We start from the raw sequence: 16,009 nt of genomic DNA, 5'->3' as shown, positions 1-16,009 counted from the left end.
GGCCGCCAGATGCCTGCCGGTGGGCCCAAAGCCACCGCCGCCGGCCTGGAACGCCCCGCCGCCGCCTTCGAACACCCAGCCGTTGGCAACAAACGCCCGGCCGCCGTTTTCAAACAATCCGCCGGAGATTTCAACCCCTCAGCCGGTGACATCAAACACCCAACCGGCGTCATGAAACGCTCAGCCGGTGACATGAAACGCTCAGCTGGAGCACTTTTTTAGCGTTTGATAGTACTTTTCCTTTAAAAATAACCGCCAACGGCTTTCCCGGCCCCAGCAGCCCTCAGAACTTATACCGCAGCTGGGCCTTCACTTCGCTGCGCATATTGCCCTGGATTTCCTCCAGTCCGGTGCCCACGGTGTTCTGGTAGCGGTAGCGGGTTTCGGCGTAGCGCAGCCACAGCGTGAGGGGCTTGCCGAGGCGGATTTCGGCGATGGCGTAGGCCCGAGTGCCCTGCCCGTAGAGCGGCGGGATGGACACGGCCAGCAGCACATCCTGCTCATACACATACTGCCGGGTGTCGTAGTCGTCGGCATCGAAGACGGAGTAACGGGCGGTGAGCTTGACGCGGCGGTGCACCTGGTAGCTCACATCCTGGGCCAGGGCGTAGCCGGCGCGCCAGCCCAGGCCCACGTCGTCGCGCAGGCGCAGGGCCTGCACGCGGGTGCGCAGCTCGAGCGCAGTGCTGGGGTTAGTGTTGTAATACAGCAGGATGCTCTGGCGGAGCTGGTCGCCGGGCAGCGGCAGGGCGCGCAGCGGGTCGGCGTCGGCGGGCAGGTCGCGGGGCTTGAGGCGCTGGCGCAGCTGCACGTAGAAGAGGCTGGTTTTGGCAGGCGCAAAGGCCAGGCGCACCAGTGCATCGTGGCCGCTGCTGGGGGCCGCCACGCGGTAGCGCAGCCAGGGAAACTGAAACTGGTCGTAGTAAGCCGACACTTCCCAGCGCGGGGCCGGGCGCACCTTCAGGCCCAGGTACACGCCGGTTTCGTTGATGTTGCGGGTGCTTTCGCCGAAGGCGTTGCCGTAGAGGGTGTGAAAGTTCTTATCGTAGTGCCGCACCAGCAGGGCCGCATCCACGGTAGGCCCCAGGCTGGCCAGCAGGCCGTTGACGGTGCCGAGGCCGCCGGAGCTGCTGCGCGCCGTTTCGCCAAACAGCAGCAGGTTGCGCCACACGTAGCTGTAGTAGAGCCCCAGGCCCAGATTGTCGCGCCCGCTGAATTCGAAGCGGTTGTAGGGCTCGGGGCGCTTGAGCAGCGGCGTGCCGTAGTGCGAGGCCACGGCCGTAGCCCCGAAGGCCAGGTTGCCGCTGCGACTGGTGTAGCCCACGTTGCCGCCGGTCACGGTTTCGGCCAGCGTGTGGCGGTTGGCCACTTCCGAGGCCGTGCGGTGGAAGCCGGTGTAGAGAAAGCCGGAGGTAAACTCATCGAACTGCGCCAGCGAGTCGAGGCTCTGCTGCACGTTGGCGTCGATGTTTTTGTGCGAGGCAAAGGCTGTGACCTGCACCCGCGGCAGCACCTGGTAGGTGGCCGCCGCCCCCCGGAAAAACGTATTTTCGAGCAAGGAAGAATACGCCCGCACGCCCACCGACGAGCGCCGCAAAGTTGTAATCGTTTCGGCCCCCTTGCCCACGCCCAGCCCCGACGACAGCAGCAGCCCCTGCCCAAACTGCAGCTGGTAGTCGCCCACGGCCAGCGTCTTGAGCCGCCCGCGCTCCTGCACCACGAAGTGCGCCGACAGGTAATCGGGCCCGAACTGTCCGTTCCGGGGGTTCCATACCAGCTGCTCGCCGGCGTCCTTTTCCATCGTGAACCCGAGGCTGAAATCCTTGGTGTGGCTCACGCGGTAGCGGATAATGGCCTTGTCGGGCGAGCCCAGGTAGCGAGTGGTGGGCCGGCCCTGGTAGAGCGTGGGCGGGGTGTAGCCCTCACGCTCCTGCAGCACCCGCTCGTAGCGCAGAAACAGGTAGTTATTGTCCTCGTGCGCAATACGCTGCCAGAGGTTACCGCGGGCCGAGTTGGGGTCGGCGCTGAGCACCGTCACGAAGGGTAGCACGCGGTTGATGGTGCGCAGGTCGAAGCTTTCGATGCTCTGCAGCTCGTACACGCTCAGCAGGTCGCCGTGGAGCTCGCGGTGGCGGAGCAGCTTGGTAATCTGGTTTTCCGATAGCAGCAGCAGCGCCCGCAAGTCTTCCCGGTTGGCGGTGTTGAGGTTGATGGGCGTCTGGTAGTATTGCAGCAGGGTTTCGTAGAGGTCCTCGTAGGGCACCTGGTCCGATTGGATTTCGGCAAATAACTCCTGCGTGAGGCGGTCGAGGTCGGGCTGGCGGCGGACGTAGTCCTGGGCCTGGGCCGCACCGGTGAACAGTACACCCAAAACCGCACTAAACAGTAAGGTTTTTCTCATTGCCCCTTCCCTTTCCACACTTTCGCCACGCTCAGATGGTGGCTGAATCCCAGCGCCTGCTGATACGCTGCCGCATAATCCAGCTCCAGGCTTTTGGCCCGCACCCCCAGCCCGGCGCTCACCTGCTCGGTGAGGCTGGCTAGCCCCACGCGGGCCGCCAGAATGGGCACTGGCCGGTATTCGAGCCCCGCCTTGAAATTGGCGTCGCGCTCCACGTCTTTTTCGGTTTCGGCCAGCAGCAACACCTGCGTGCTGGGGCGGTAGGCCAGCCCGGCCTTCAGGATGGTGGGCACCCGCTCGTCCTGGTACGAGGCCAGGCGGGCCTGATTAAGGTTGTACAAACTTACGCCTACGGCCAGCTTGTTGGGCAGCAGCTCCATCTGCCCGCCCAGCGAGCCCAGGGCCACGCGCCGGCTGCCCAAGCCTTCGATACTCACCTGCAGCATATCCACGCGGGCGCCCAGGCTGATGAGGCCGAAGCGGTAGCCATAGCCCAGGCCGGCACGGGTTTCGTTGTAGAGGCTGCCGCCAAAGCGCTGCACCTCCAGGCCGGCCACGCCGTTTTTGGCCTGCGCGGGCTGGGCCGGCGTGGCCCCGGGCGTGACCGTGCCGATGGGCAAAGCCACGGCCAGCGCCGCCACGTTGAGAGCCGCGCTGAAGTACCGATTCTCGGCGTAGAAGCCCGCCACCGGCGTATTGAGCGAGCCCAGGCCGGCCACGTTGTTGCCAATAGCCCACACCTCGCCGCCGAGGGTGGCCGAGGCATTGCTGAGGGCCGCCGCCCGTGCCCCGTGCACGCCCGGCCCCAGGGCCTGGGCACGGGCGCCGAAGGACAGCGTTAGCAGGGAGATAATGAAAACGGGTAGATGTGTTTGCATAGCGGGAAAGGTAGGAAGCCGGCGCGACATTCGCAGCAGGGGCGGCCGTTTTTCGGCGCGGCTGCGCGAAATTTGTAGTCCATGCCCCGCTTTCTACCCGCTCCCCAGCCCGCTTTTGTCACCTTCGACAACCAGCGCATCGACTACACACTGGCTTTCCGCTCGCGCCGCACCATCGGCTTCGCCGTGCGCCCCGATGGCACGGTGCGCGTGACGGCTCCGGCCGGGGTGCCGCTTTCCTGGGTTCAGCAGCAAGTGCTGAAAAAGGCCGACTGGATTCTCAAGCACCAGGAAGCCTTCCGCCAACGCGCCCCGCTGCAGCCCACCCGGCACTACGAAGCCGGGGCGCTGCACTACTTTCTGGGCGAAGCGTACCCGCTGGTTTTCATCGAAACCGCGAAGCCCGGCGTGCGCCTGGCCGCCGGCCAGTTGCACATCGGCAGCCCCGCGCCGCTGGCGCCGGAGGCCGTAGCGGCGCTGCTGCACCAGTGGTATGCCCGCGAGGCCGTGGCGCATTTTGCCGCCGCCTTCGCCCGCATCTGGCCGCGCTTCGCCGAGTTTCAGTTGCCGCCCCCGGCGCTGCTGGTGCGCAGCATGCGCACGCGCTGGGGCAGCTGCACGCCCAGCACCAACCGCATCCGCCTGAGCGTTGATTTAATCCGCGCTTCGCCGGATTGCATTGATTACGTGCTGCTGCACGAGTGCTGCCACCTGCTGGTGCCCGACCACTCGGCGCGATTTTATGTGCTGCAAACGCGGCTAATGCCGGACTGGGAGCGGTGGAAAACGGAACTGAATGGGCTGCCGAAATAACATAAAAAAGCCCCGACGCAACCGCGCCGGGGCTTTTCATTTCACCGAAAGCCGGATTACTTCATCGAAGCCGTATCCTTCTTTTTGCCCGGCTTCACTTTCATCTTCACCTTGCCGTTTTTCTGGGTGCGCAGCTCGGTGCTCACGCCGGCCGAGGCGCCTACGCCGGGGTTCGGGCCGTTGTTGACCACCTGCATTTCGCTCACCAGCTGCGGGGCACCGCCCAGCTTGTCGATGCACCAGAGCACGTAGCGGATATCCACGCAGATAGTGCGTTTCAGGTCGGCGTCGTACACAAGGTCGCCGGTCATGGCTTCCCAGTTGCCGTCGAAGGCCAGGCCCAGCAGCTCGCCGCGGCCGTTGATGACGGGCGAGCCGGAGTTGCCGCCGGTGATGTCGTTCGTCGTCAGGAAGGCCACCGGCAGCTGACCGGTGCGCTGGTCGGCATAGCGGCCGTAGTCTTTGGCTTTCAGCAAATCAAGCTCCTTCTGGGGCACCACGAACTCGGGGTTGGTGGGGTCTTCCTTCTCCAGGATGCCCTGGGCGGTGGTCATCAGGTCGTAGTGCACGGCGTCGCGGCCGTTGTAGGCCTTCACGGCGCCGTAGCTCAGGCGGATGGTCGAGTTGGCGTCGGGCGAGTACACTTTATTGGCGTTCATGCCGCGCATGCCGGCCACGTAGGCGCGGTTAGCGGGGCCGAGCAGGCTCATCTGCTCCTGGTTTTTGGGCAGGATGTTGGTGGCGTAGTTCGTGTAGATGCTGTTGGCCGTCTGGAAGGCGGGGTCGGCATCGAGCTTGGCGGCGGTAGGATTGGCCAGGAAGGCCTCGGTGCCCGACTTCGAGGCCAGGAAGGTGTTGGTAAACACGAAATCGGCGTACTTCGCCCAAGAGTTACCGTACTGCTTCTCGACAATCTGGAATACCTCGGGCTGTTGCGCCTTAGGCACGTCGGCAGCATACATCTGCATGAGCGCAGCGAAGACTTTCTTGTCGGTCGCGGCGTCGTAGTCCTTGAAGAAAGCGGTGGCGCCAGCCTGCAGGCCTTCCACCATTTTCTTCACCTCGGCGGGGTCGGCTTTAGGGTCTTTGAGCAGCTTTTGCAGCGGAATGAAGCGGGTGGCGAAGGCCGTGATTTCATTGCCCAGGCCGGCTTCGCGGTAGTACACCGTGCTCAGGTTATACTCGCGCATGCGCTGGTAGGCCTGGTCGATGGTGGCCAGGGCCGGCGCGTATTCTTTCTGACGGGTGGCATCGGCGGCCACCCACTGGGCCAGGCGGGCTTCTTCGGCCTTCTTAGTTTCGATGGTTTTGAGGCGCTTCATGCCCTCGCTCTGGCCGATGAAATACTTCCAGTAGTTGGCAATGCTGGCAAATTTGCTGGCGTACTTGATGCGCAGGTCGGCGCTCTGGTTCATGCTTTCCTTCCAGATTTTCAGACGCGTGTCGCGCAGCTTGATGCTGCTGGGGTGGGTCTGGTCGAGCATCATCTGCAGGCCGGCCGCGGGCAGGAAGCGCTGGGTGCGGCCGGGGAAACCCATAATCATGGCGAAGTCGCCTTCGCTGACGCCGGCCATGCTCACGGGCAGGAATTTCTTGGGGCTGAAGGGCTTGTTGCCCTTCTCGTAGCCCTTGGTGGGCTGGTTGTCCTTGTCGGCATACACGCGGAACACCGAGAAGTCGCCGGTGTGGCGGGGCCACATCCAGTTGTCGGTGTCGCCGCCAAACTTGCCCACGCTCTCGGGCGGGGTGCCCACGAGGCGCACGTCGCCAAAGCGCTGGTACACGAAGAGGTAAAACTCGTTGCCGCCGAAAAAGTCGCGCACGTAGGCCACGTACTTGCCGTTTTCGCTGGCGTTGTCGCCCAGGGCTTTCTGGTTTTTGGCGATGAGGGCGGCGCGGTCGGCCTCGGGCATGCCGGGGGTCACGCCGGCCATCACCTGGCTGGTCATGTCGTCCATGCGCACCAGCACGTCCATCGTGATGCCGGGGCTGGGCAGCTCCTGGGCGGGCGAGGGGGCGTAGAAACCGTTTTTGAGCAGGTCGTTGGCGGGGGTGCTGTGGCTCTGGATGGCGCCGTAGCCGCAGTGGTGGTTGGTGAGCAGCAGGCCCTGCGCGCTCACGAACTCGGCCGTGCAGCCGCCGGCAAACTGGCCCACGGCGTCCTTGAGGCTGGAGGTGTTGACGGAGTAGATTTCGTCGGCCGTCAGCTTGAGGCCTTTTTTCTGCATGTCGGCGTAGTTGAGCCGCTTGATGAACATCGGCAGCCACATGCCTTCGTCGGCGCGGGCGGCGAAGGAGGGCAGCAACAGCAGCAGCCACAACCAGGAATTCTTTCGCATAAAAATGGAAGAGGTGGGAAAAGTAGAAACGTCAGGAGGCCAAAGTACCCGGCGGGCGGGGAAGGTTGCCTCAAAGTTACGGAGCCGGGCGTTGCGGCTGTGCCAAGGTGGTTCCGGACCACCCTGAAGTGGTCTGGAACCACTCTGGAGTGGTCTGGAACCACTCTGGAGTGGTCCGACACCACCCTGAGGTGGTCCGACACCACTCTGAAGTGGTCCGACACCACCCTGAAGTGGTCCGACACCACTCTGGAGTGGTCTGGAACCACTCCCAAGTATCTTTGAGTAATGTTCCGCAGCCTCTCCCGCGCCCTCTTCCTCGGCCTCATCTGGGTGTACCGGTACCTTGTTTCGCCGCTCACGCCGGCCAGCTGCCGCTACACGCCCACCTGCTCGGCCTACGCCGCCGAGGCCATCCGGAAATACGGCCCCTGGCGCGGGGGGCGGCTGGCATTGCGGCGCATCGGCCGCTGCCACCCCTGGGGCGGCCACGGCTACGACCCGGTGCCGTAGGGTTTTGGTTGCGCTGCTGGCGCGCGTCTGCGACGCGTGCCGACTGGGTTCGAGCCTCCGGCTCGCTGCCTGGAACGGCCAGCCCAGACGGCGCAACCGGGGGCGTCTGGAGACGCCCAGCCAGTCGGCACGCGTCGGAGACGCGCGCCAGCGTACCATCTTCTCGTAGCTTTAACGCCCCGCCCCGCGTATAGGCAGGATGATTATCCTCTCTCCTAGCCGTTCGTTGATGCGTATTTCCCTCGTCGCCCCCCTGCTCGCCTCCCTCCTGCTCACCGCCGCCTGCTCCGAAGGCCAATCCAAAAAAGGCGGCAAAAAGAGTAAAAAATCGGACCAGACCGAAGCCCAGGCCGGCAGCCGCAAGCAGGTGAAAGGCGCCGCCGACGCCATCGATGGCCTGGAGCAAGTGGGCACCATCAAGGGGGCCGTGCCCGAAAGCTCGGGCCTGGCCGAAGCCGACCAGCCCGGCACCTACTACACCTTCGGCGACGGCGGCACCACGCCCACCCTCTACAAAATTTCGGGCACCGGCGAGGCGCTGGGCAGCCTGGCCATCGGGGGCGAAAACAAGGACTGGGAAAGCCTGAGCCGCGACCCGCAGGGCAACTACTACCTCGGCGACTGCGGCAACAACAACTCCGCCCGCCGCGATTTGCGCATCCTGCGCTTCCGCCCCGAAACCCCGCAGCAGGTGGCCGAAATCAACTTCAAATATCCCGACCAAACCGCCTTCCCGCCCGAAAAGAAAAAGGAGCGCAACTTCGACTGCGAAGCCACCCGCTGGCACGAGGGCCGGGTGTGGCTCTTCACCAAAGACCGCGGCCTGGGCAGCACCTGCAAAGTGTACTCGGTGCCCGACCAGCCCGGCAACTATACCGCCACCGCTGTCACCCAGCTCGCCATCCCCGGCGAAGTCACCGACGCCGCCATCCGGGCCGACGGCCGCCGCCTAGTGCTGCTGGCCCGCAGCGAGATGTTCATCCTGGACGGTAATTCCTGGGCGGAAATCCTGAAGGCCACCCCGCGCCAGATTCCGCTGCCCGGCGTGGGGCAGACGGAGGGCTGCGTGTTTAAGGACGCGAAAACGCTGCTGATTTCGACCGAGCAGGGCGGGCTGTTTGAGTACACGTTCAAGTAAACCAGAACGTCATCCTGAGCGCAGCGAAAGGACCTCGCCCGCGCCGCATGTGGTGGTAACTCTAATCGGTCAAACGAGAAGAAATTACTGCCACACGAGGCACGGGTGAGGTCCTTTCGCTGCGCTCAGGATGACGTGCTTTTACGGAAGTTCTGTTACTCCGCCTCCTCCTGCCCCAGGTCCCGGGGCGCGTACCCGTACGGGTTCTCGGGGTTCTTCCCGGCCCGCAGCAGTACCCAGATGCCCACTAGCACCAGCGGAATACTCAGCAGCTGCCCCTGGTTAAAGAGGTTGCCGTTCTCAAAATCGACCTGATTTTCCTTCAGGTACTCGCCCAGGAAGCGCTGCGAAAACAGCAGCACCACGAACAGCCCGAAGATGAGCCCACGCGGCGTGTGGTCCTTACGCCGGTTCCAGATGGCGTAGAGCAGGCTCACCAGCACCACGCAAAACAGGGCTTCGTAAATCTGGGTGGGGTGGCGCGGCACGGCCACGTTGGCCGGGGCGCTCAGCGGTCCGACTACGGGGGTGGTGGCCACCTCCAGCTCGCCGTCGCGGCCCTGCGCCGTTTTCACCGTCACCGAGCCCGCCGGGAACGTCTGCCCCGCCCGCGCCGGCTTCAGGTGCTCGGTATCGCGCGGAAACACGAAGGCCCAGGGCACATCCGTCGGCTTGCCCACGATTTCGGAGTTCATCAGGTTGCCCAGCCGAATAAGCGCCCCGCCGATGCCTACCACAATCACGATGCGGTCGAGCACCCAGAGGTAGTCGAATTTATTGTTGCGCGCAAACAGCCAGCAGGCGAACAGAATACCAATCGTAGCCCCGTGCGAGGCCAGCCCGCCGTGCCAAATCATGAACACCTCCAGCGGATTCTTGAGCAGAATATCAGGCTCGTAAAACAACACGTGCCCCAGCCGGGCCCCCACAATGGTGCCGATGAGCATGTAAATGGTTATCACATCGACCCAGCGCGGCGACACTTTTTCGGACCGGTAAATGTGCGTCAGCACGAACGTGCCCACCACGAAGCCCGACATAAACAGCAGCCCGTACCAGCGCAGCGTAACCGGCCCGAGGTGGGCCAAAATGGGGTCCTGGTCCCAGAGAATAGCAGCAAGCATAGAATTCATGCCGGCAAAGGTAGGGCCGGTTGTCATGCTGAGCGCAGCGAAGCATCCTCTCACGCCACTACGATTTCGTTCGAACCTGATACGATGCTTCGCTGCATTCAGCATGACAGCAAGCTACAGCCCCGCCAATTCTTCCTGAAACCCGCCACTGAGTATCGGAAACCGCAGCCAGGAGCGCGGGTCCACGTTGTAGTCGTCGAGGTGGAAGCTTGGCGCGTAGCGCTCGCGCTTCCACTGGTTGCGGCTCCACAGCGAGTAGAAGCGCCGCACGAAGGTCGCCAGCTGCTCCCGCTCGAAGCCGGTGCCCTCCGTCACCAGCGTATCCAACACCTGCCGCGGGCTCAGCCGGTCGTAAAAAGCCAGCCGCTCGATGCGGTTGAGCAAAGTGTAGGGCATCAGGTCGCGCTCGTCGGTCTGCTTGTCCTCCAGCGGGCGCAGTTCGGCCGTCGGTTGCAGCGCATTCACGTGCCGCAGGCCCGGGTAGTTCAACTCGGTTTCGGCCCAGCGCAGCCACTTCTTCACGAAGTCCTTGTCGACGCCCGCAATGGGCGAGATGCTGCCGGCCGTGTCGCCATCCATCGTGCAATACCCCACGCTGGCCTCCGAGCGGTTGGAGGTCGTAATGAGCAGGCAGTTGAGCACATTCGCCAGCAGCCAGATACCCGGAGCCCGCACCCGTGCCTGGATATTCTGCAGCGCTAAATCGTCAGTTTTCCAGCTCAATTCCCGCCCTAGCGCCCCCTGAATTTTGCCCACGTAGCCGCTCACCTCCTCGTCAATGCCCCAGTTGAAGAACCGCGCCCCGATGGACTCGGCCAGGTCTTTGGCGGAAATGTAGGTGTCGTCGGAGGAATTCACCGTGCCCTGATAGGCGCAGGTCAGTAGGTGGCCCACGAGTTGCTGGTTTTCGGTTTTCGGTATTGGGTTTTCGGTATTGGGTTCCTGCACCTCCTGGAGCGCCGCGCCGCCCGCCCCGGCCTGCACCACTTCATTTTTAGCTGGGTCGAAAGCACCACTGCGCCGCTTAAATTCCTCCACGCCCAGCTCGCTCACGCCTAGCCGCACCATCTCGGCCACTGCCACCGCGCACAGGCAGGAGTCCGCCCCGCCGCTCAGGCTAAGTACAAAGCCTTTGCTCCGCGCCTTGCGCACGTAGTCGAACAATGCCAGCCCTAACGCCTGGTTCAGCTCGCGGTACTCGTCGGGTGCCGGCAGGGCGGCAATTTCCTCGGCCCGCTCCTGCTCGGTGGCAAAGTCCACATCCACCCACTCCAAATCAACCTCTTTAAAACTCAGCAGCTGGTTCCGCTTCAGCAGATGCCCGTTGCGCGCCACCAGAATTTCGCCGTCGTAGGTAATGCGTCCCGCCTCATTCCCCAGTAGGTTAGCGTAGAGGTAGGTGCAGTTAAAATTCCGCGAAGCATTCAGCACCAGCTTATACCGCACGTCCGTTTTACTCATCGCAAAGTGACTGGCCGAGGGGTTCACAATCAAATCCACCCGCCCCGTGAGCCGGCAGGCCGGCCGCACGTCGTCCGGCCGCCACGCATCCTCGCAAATCTCGAAGCCAAACCGCACGCCCCGGTGCTCAAACGTGAGGTCACCCAGCGCCCAGCTTTCGCCCTCGAATTCCACCGTCGTCGTCTCGCCCGCCACCCAGGGCACGAAAAAGCGCGGCTCGTAATGCACCCCGTCATTGGCCAGAAACTGCTTGGCTGCAAAGCCCAGAATCTGCCCGTCGCGCAGCACCGCCGCCGTGTTGTAGGTGCGATGGTTCAGCCGCACTGGCACGCCCACCACCACGCAAATCCCCTCCGTCCAGGGCCGCACCTGCTGCAGGTGCGTCAGCGCCGCCGCCGGCATCCAGTCACTCAGAAAAAGGTCCTCACAGCCGTAGCCCGTCAAGCACAGCTCCGGCAGACACAGCAGCTCCACGCCCGCCGCTTTGGCCTGCTCAATGGCCGTGCGAATATTGCGCAGGTTGTTTTCCCAGTCGATGGGCGTTTGATTCAGGGCGGCTCCGGCAATGCGCATAAACTAGCAGTTGATTGAAAAAAGGTACTAACGCAATAAGCCGCAAAGCGGCGACATGTTGGTAGAAAAACCGCATTAAAGAGTCAGAGCCGCAAAGCGGCGGCACCCAGCGTCAGGTGTCGCCGCTTTGCGGCTCTAGATAATTTGCTATCATTAAGGCTACCAACGTTTCGCCGCTTTGCGGCTTTTGGTTTGTCAATTCACTCCCAGCGCCGCCAGCGCCCGCTCCGCCGCCAGCTGCTCCGCCTGCTTCTTGCTCAAGCCCATCCCGGTAGCCACATTTTCATTGTCCACCACCACGTGGGCGGTGAACTCCATCACCCCGCCCGGCCGGGCCTCGCCATGGATATCGTAGCGCACGTTTTTGCCCTCGCGCTGCGCCCACTCCACCAGCTTGCTCTTAAAGTTAGCCGTGGTCGTGGTTAATGATTTCACGTCCACAAACCCTTTCACCAGCCGGTTCAGGATAAATTTCCGCGCCGATTTATAGCCCAAATCCAAATACACCGCGCCCACCAGCGCCTCCAGCGCATTGCCATTCACCGAGCGCGAGCGGGCGGCGCGGCCCTGCCCGGCGTCCAGCATCACCAACTTATCCAGCCCCAGTTTAAGCGCAATGGCATTCAGACTTTCGCGGTTCACAATGCGCGAACGCACCTCCGTCAGAAAGCCTTCCTGCTCGTAGGGGAATTTCTTAAACAGGTACTCAGCCACCACCGTGCCTAGCACGGCGTCGCCCAGAAACTCCAGCCGCTCGTTGCTTTGGCTACGGCCGGCCTCGCCCTGTTGTCGCACCGCCGAGGAATGCGTGAAGGCTAGCCGGTACAGCTGCGCGTTCGTCGGCGACAGGCCCGTCACCGTGGTGATGGCCTGCCGGAACTCCTTGTCGCCCCCGACTATCCGGCGAAATAAACCAAACAACGGCAGCGCCATAAAATGCGAACGGACTACTCCGCCAGCTTGCGGAAAATCACCGACGTATTGTGCCCGCCGAAGCCAAAGGTGTTGCTCATCGCCACGTTCACCTCGCGCTCCTGCGCCACGTTCGGCGTGAAGTTCAGCTCCTGGTTGATTTCCGGGTCCGGGGTGTGCAGGTTGATGGTGGGCGGCACGATGTTGTGCTGCATTGCCAGAATACAGGCCACTGCCTCCACGCCGCCCGCGCCGCCCAGCAGGTGGCCGGTCATGCTCTTGGTCGAGGAGATGTTGAGCTTTTTGGCCGCCTCGCCGAACACGGTTTCGATGGCCTTGATTTCGGCCCCGTCGCCGAGCGGCGTGCTCGTGCCGTGGGTGTTGATGTAATCCACATCCTCGGGCTGGATGCCGGCGTCGCGCAACGCGTTGCGCATCACCAGCACCACGCCGGAGCCGCTGGGGTCGGGCGCGGTGATGTGGTAAGCGTCCGACGACATGCCGCCGCCAATCATCTCACAGTAGATTTTCGCGCCGCGCGCCTTGGCGTGCTCGTATTCTTCGAGGATGATGGCGCCCGCACCTTCGCCCAGCACGAAGCCGTCGCGGTCCTTGTCATAAGGTCGCGAAGCCGAAGCCGGGTCGTCGTTGCGCTCGCTCATGGCTTTGAGGGCGTTGAAGCCGCCCACGCCCGATTCGGTGATGGCGGCTTCGGAGCCGCCGGTCACCACCACGTCGGCCAGGCCGAGGCGGATGTTGTTGAAAGCCGCGATAATAGCGTCGTTCGACGAGGCGCAGGCCGAGGTCGTCACGAAGTTCGGCCCGCGGAAGCCGTTTTTGATGCTGATGTTGCCCGACGCGGAGTCGGCAATCATGCGCGGGATGAAGAACGGCGAGTAGCGCGGCGTCCCGTCGCCCCGCTCAAACTGGAAGCATTCTTCCTGCAGCGAGCGCAGCCCGCCGATGCCCGAGCCCCAGATAACGCCCACCCGGTCCTTGTCTATGTTGCCGCCCTCGGCCAGCAGGCCGGCGTCGGCAATGGCCTCGTCGGAAGCAATAACCCCGAACTGCGTGAACATGTCCATCTTCGGCCCCTGTTTGCGGTCGAAGTAATCGGTCATGTTATAGTCCTTTACCTCGCAGGCGAAGCGGGTTTTAAACTTCTCGGCATTGAAGCGGGTGATGGGCGCGGCGCCGCTCGTGCCCGAGCGCAGGCCCTCCCAATAAGCCGGGGCAGTTTTGCCCAGCGGTGTAATAGCTCCGATTCCGGTAACGACGACGCGTCGAATGGACGACATAAGCGGGCGCCAGCAGGCGCAAAAAGTTGAAAGAGAATAAAACAGCAAAACCGGCCGGCGGCGAGCCGGCCGGTACTGAAGTCTAAGCGGGGGCCAGCAGCACGCGCTCCGCAGGGCAGCCCACGCGGGGGCCGCTCAGCTGCCAGTTAGCGCCTGCGCCAGCCTAAGAGAACTACTTAGCGTGCTCTTCGAGGTAGCTGATGGCTTGCCCTACGGTGCCAATGTTCTCGGCCTGGTCGTCGGGGATGCTCACGTTGAACTCCTTTTCGAACTCCATGATGAGCTCAACGGTGTCCAGCGAGTCAGCGCCCAGGTCGTTGGTGAAGCTTGCCTCCGGCGTTACTTCCGAAGCTTCGACGCCCAGCTTGTCGATGATGATGGCTTTTACTTTTTCTGCGATTTCAGACATTTCCGTAGGAATGGGTTAGGGAAAACTTTCGCACAAAGTAACGGGGAAAATTTCAACTGCGCCACGGCCGGGCCTGCAAAAACCCGGTACAACATTATGGCCCCCGCCCGGGGAAATCGTAGCTTTGTCGTTGGCCCGGCCCTGAGGCCCTATTATTGCCATCATGAAAACATTTACGTTGGAAGTTGATTATGAGTGCGATTTCGACTTGTTCGGACTCGTTTCCAGCACCCGCGACTACCACCTGGCCTGGGCGCTGAACCGCGCCCTGCGCCTGCGCCTGGTCAAACAACCCGAATTGCTCCTCGATTTGCTTAACCGCGGCCGCCTCGTGTTCAGTCATTATTTGCACGCTACCGAAACGCTCTCGCTGCGCCTGTTCCGCAACCGCTCCGTGGCCCCCTCCGTGCTCAAAAAGCCCTTCCTGGCCCCCGACATCAAGGAATACGACTACCTGCTGGCCGTGAGCAACGGCGCGGGGCCGCTGGCGGCCGACGAAATTACGCAGCTACTTGCGGCCCTGCCGCAGGTGCAGTATGTTTGTCAATTCGACCCGAACACGCTTAAGTACAAGGAAAATTTAATTTTGTGAGCGGCATCGTCAAGATGCCGTTTTTTTGCCCCGTTACACCTTAACCCCTCGATTTGCTGCTGGATTTGAAGCGGCCTTAGCGCATGGAAAATCGTCCCACGTTCAACAAGACTAAAATCGTGGCCACCGTCGGCCCCGCGTCCAACACCTACGAGCGGCTGGGCATGCTCATCCGCGAGGGCGTGGATGTGTTCCGCCTGAACTTTTCGCACGGCTCCTACGAGGACCACCTGTCCGTTATCAACCTCGTGCGCCGCCTCAACAAGGACATGCGCACCAATGTGGGCCTGCTCCAGGATTTGCAGGGCCCGAAAATTCGCCTCGGTGACGTAGAAGGCGGCGGCGTCGAAATCAAGCCCGGCGACAAAATCAAGCTCGTGTGCGGCGAAAAGGAAATCAGCACCGCCACGCGCCTGAGTACCATCTACCTGGGCCTGGCCCGCGACGTGAAGCCCGGCGACATGATTCTCATCGACGACGGCAAAATCGAGCTGAAAGTGCTGGCCACTGACCGCGACACCGAAGTGGACGTGGAGGTAATCTACGGCGGCCTGGTAAAACCCCGCAAGGGCATCAACCTGCCCGACTCGGAAGTGTCGGCTCCGGCCATGACCGAGAAGGACATCGAGGACCTGAAATTCGGCCTCGAAAACGGCGTGGATTGGGTGGCCCTGTCCTTCGCCCGCCGCGGCGACGACATCCGCTTCATCAAAAACCTGATTGCCGACGCTGGCAAAAACACCCGCGTTATCGCCAAAATTGAGACGCCCGAGGGCCTCAAAAACCTCGACGACATCATCGCCCTCACCGACGCCGTGATGGTGGCCCGCGGCGACCTCGGCGTGGAAGTGAAGATGGAAGAAGTGCCGATGGCCCAGAAGCTTATTGTGGAGAAATGCAACAAGGCCGGCAAACCCGTTATCGTGGCCACCCAGATGATGGAGTCGATGATTACGGCCCCCCGCCCCACCCGCGCCGAAACCAGCGACGTGGCCAACGCCGTCATCGACGGGGCCGACGCGGTGATGCTCTCGGCCGAAACCGCCGTGGGCGCTTACCCCGCCGAAGTTATCCGCTCGATGGTGGCCACCATCTTGAGCGTAGAAACGGGTATGCCGCGCCTGTTCCACAAGTGGTGGCCGATTGACCCGACTTCGCCCAACTTTATGGTTGACAGCATCATTTCGGCCGCCTGTCACCTGGCCAAAAACACCGGCGCCAAGGCCATTACGGCCATGTCGCACCGCGGCTACACGGCCTTCCAGTTCTCGAAATACCGCCCGCAGGCGGGCATTTTCGTTTTCACCGACAACCGCGATTTGCTCACGGTTATCAGCCTCTCGTGGGGCGTGCGCGGCTTCTACTACGACCGCCGCATTAGCACCGACAGCACCATCAGTGACCTCGCTTACGTGCTGACCACCACCGGCCACCTGCAAAAGGGCGACGTGTTTATCAACACCGCTTCGATGCCGATTAACGAGAAGGGCCGCACGAATATGATGAAGGTGAGCGTAGCATAGAACACTGCATTTTCCCAAAAAAGAAG

General features: G+C 62.7%; 13 protein-coding genes. 5 read left to right on the top strand and 8 right to left on the bottom strand.

What is annotated here, in order from left to right; all coding sequences use genetic code 11:
- Nucleotides 1–283 precede the first annotated feature (283 nt).
- Both Q5H93_RS04995 and Q5H93_RS04990 read right to left on the bottom strand, forming a co-directional pair.
- A complete protein-coding gene (locus tag Q5H93_RS04995; protein ID WP_305005398.1) occupies nucleotides 284–2,371 on the bottom strand; it encodes a ComEA family DNA-binding protein in 2,088 nt (695 codons plus the stop codon).
- Between the two features lie 26 nt (nucleotides 2,372–2,397).
- Nucleotides 2,398–3,279 (bottom strand): hypothetical protein, encoded by an 882-nt coding sequence (locus Q5H93_RS04990; protein ID WP_305005397.1) that lies wholly within the window; start codon nucleotides 3,277–3,279, stop codon nucleotides 2,398–2,400.
- 81 nt (nucleotides 3,280–3,360) lie between these two features.
- Between Q5H93_RS04990 and Q5H93_RS04985 the strand changes: the two genes are divergently transcribed.
- The gene (locus Q5H93_RS04985; RefSeq protein ID WP_305005396.1) at nucleotides 3,361–4,092 is read left to right on the top strand and encodes a M48 family metallopeptidase; all 732 of its coding nucleotides are present in this window, start codon (nucleotides 3,361–3,363) and stop codon (nucleotides 4,090–4,092) included.
- A 56-nt stretch (nucleotides 4,093–4,148) separates the two neighbouring features.
- Here the strand turns inward: Q5H93_RS04985 and Q5H93_RS04980 are convergent, their stop codons facing one another.
- Entirely contained in the window at nucleotides 4,149–6,431 is a 2,283-nt protein-coding gene (locus Q5H93_RS04980) for a S46 family peptidase (RefSeq protein ID WP_305005395.1), read from the bottom strand.
- A 288-nt stretch (nucleotides 6,432–6,719) separates the two neighbouring features.
- Between Q5H93_RS04980 and yidD the strand changes: the two genes are divergently transcribed.
- Together yidD and Q5H93_RS04970 are read left to right on the top strand one after the other, a co-directional pair.
- Entirely contained in the window at nucleotides 6,720–6,944 is a 225-nt protein-coding gene (gene yidD / locus Q5H93_RS04975) for a membrane protein insertion efficiency factor YidD (RefSeq protein ID WP_305005394.1), read from the top strand.
- A 229-nt stretch (nucleotides 6,945–7,173) separates the two neighbouring features.
- On the top strand, nucleotides 7,174–8,082 hold the full coding sequence (locus Q5H93_RS04970) for a hypothetical protein (protein ID WP_305005393.1): 909 nt from the start codon (nucleotides 7,174–7,176) through the stop codon (nucleotides 8,080–8,082).
- Nucleotides 8,083–8,237: 155 nt separating this feature from the next.
- Here Q5H93_RS04970 and lgt read toward each other — a convergent pair whose 3' ends face one another.
- The 5 genes from lgt to Q5H93_RS04945 all read right to left on the bottom strand — a co-directional run bounded on the left by lgt (nucleotide 8,238) and on the right by Q5H93_RS04945 (nucleotide 13,868).
- The gene (gene lgt / locus Q5H93_RS04965) at nucleotides 8,238–9,206 is read right to left on the bottom strand and encodes a prolipoprotein diacylglyceryl transferase (RefSeq protein ID WP_369810990.1); all 969 of its coding nucleotides are present in this window, start codon (nucleotides 9,204–9,206) and stop codon (nucleotides 8,238–8,240) included.
- Nucleotides 9,207–9,329: 123 nt separating this feature from the next.
- Nucleotides 9,330–11,249, bottom strand: a complete 1,920-nt coding sequence (nadE, locus tag Q5H93_RS04960) for an NAD(+) synthase (protein ID WP_305005391.1) — start codon at nucleotides 11,247–11,249, stop codon at nucleotides 9,330–9,332.
- 195 nt (nucleotides 11,250–11,444) lie between these two features.
- Nucleotides 11,445–12,170, bottom strand: coding sequence for a ribonuclease III (gene rnc, locus Q5H93_RS04955; RefSeq protein WP_305005390.1), 726 nt, complete (start codon nucleotides 12,168–12,170; stop codon nucleotides 11,445–11,447).
- A gap of 26 nt (nucleotides 12,171–12,196) precedes the next feature.
- A complete protein-coding gene (gene fabF / locus Q5H93_RS04950; protein ID WP_305005389.1) occupies nucleotides 12,197–13,459 on the bottom strand; it encodes a beta-ketoacyl-ACP synthase II in 1,263 nt (420 codons plus the stop codon).
- 172 nt (nucleotides 13,460–13,631) lie between these two features.
- The gene (locus Q5H93_RS04945; RefSeq protein ID WP_019948606.1) at nucleotides 13,632–13,868 is read right to left on the bottom strand and encodes an acyl carrier protein; all 237 of its coding nucleotides are present in this window, start codon (nucleotides 13,866–13,868) and stop codon (nucleotides 13,632–13,634) included.
- Between the two features lie 163 nt (nucleotides 13,869–14,031).
- Here Q5H93_RS04945 and Q5H93_RS04940 point away from each other — a divergent pair, with 163 nt between their 5' ends.
- Nucleotides 14,032–14,460: an IPExxxVDY family protein gene (locus Q5H93_RS04940; protein WP_305005388.1), complete on the top strand. Its 429-nt coding sequence runs from the start codon at nucleotides 14,032–14,034 to the stop codon at nucleotides 14,458–14,460.
- Between the two features lie 83 nt (nucleotides 14,461–14,543).
- Nucleotides 14,544–15,983 carry a pyruvate kinase gene (gene pyk, locus Q5H93_RS04935; protein WP_305005387.1) on the top strand — a complete coding sequence of 480 codons (1,440 nt, stop codon included), beginning with the start codon at nucleotides 14,544–14,546 and terminating at the stop codon, nucleotides 15,981–15,983.
- Nucleotides 15,984–16,009: the final 26 nt, after the last annotated feature.

This window comes from Hymenobacter aranciens (assembly GCF_030580865.1).
GTDB classification, from domain to species: Bacteria; Bacteroidota; Bacteroidia; order Cytophagales; family Hymenobacteraceae; genus Hymenobacter; species Hymenobacter aranciens.
Note: the sequence above shows the minus strand (reverse complement) of the source record. Positions and strands in the feature narration are given on the sequence as shown.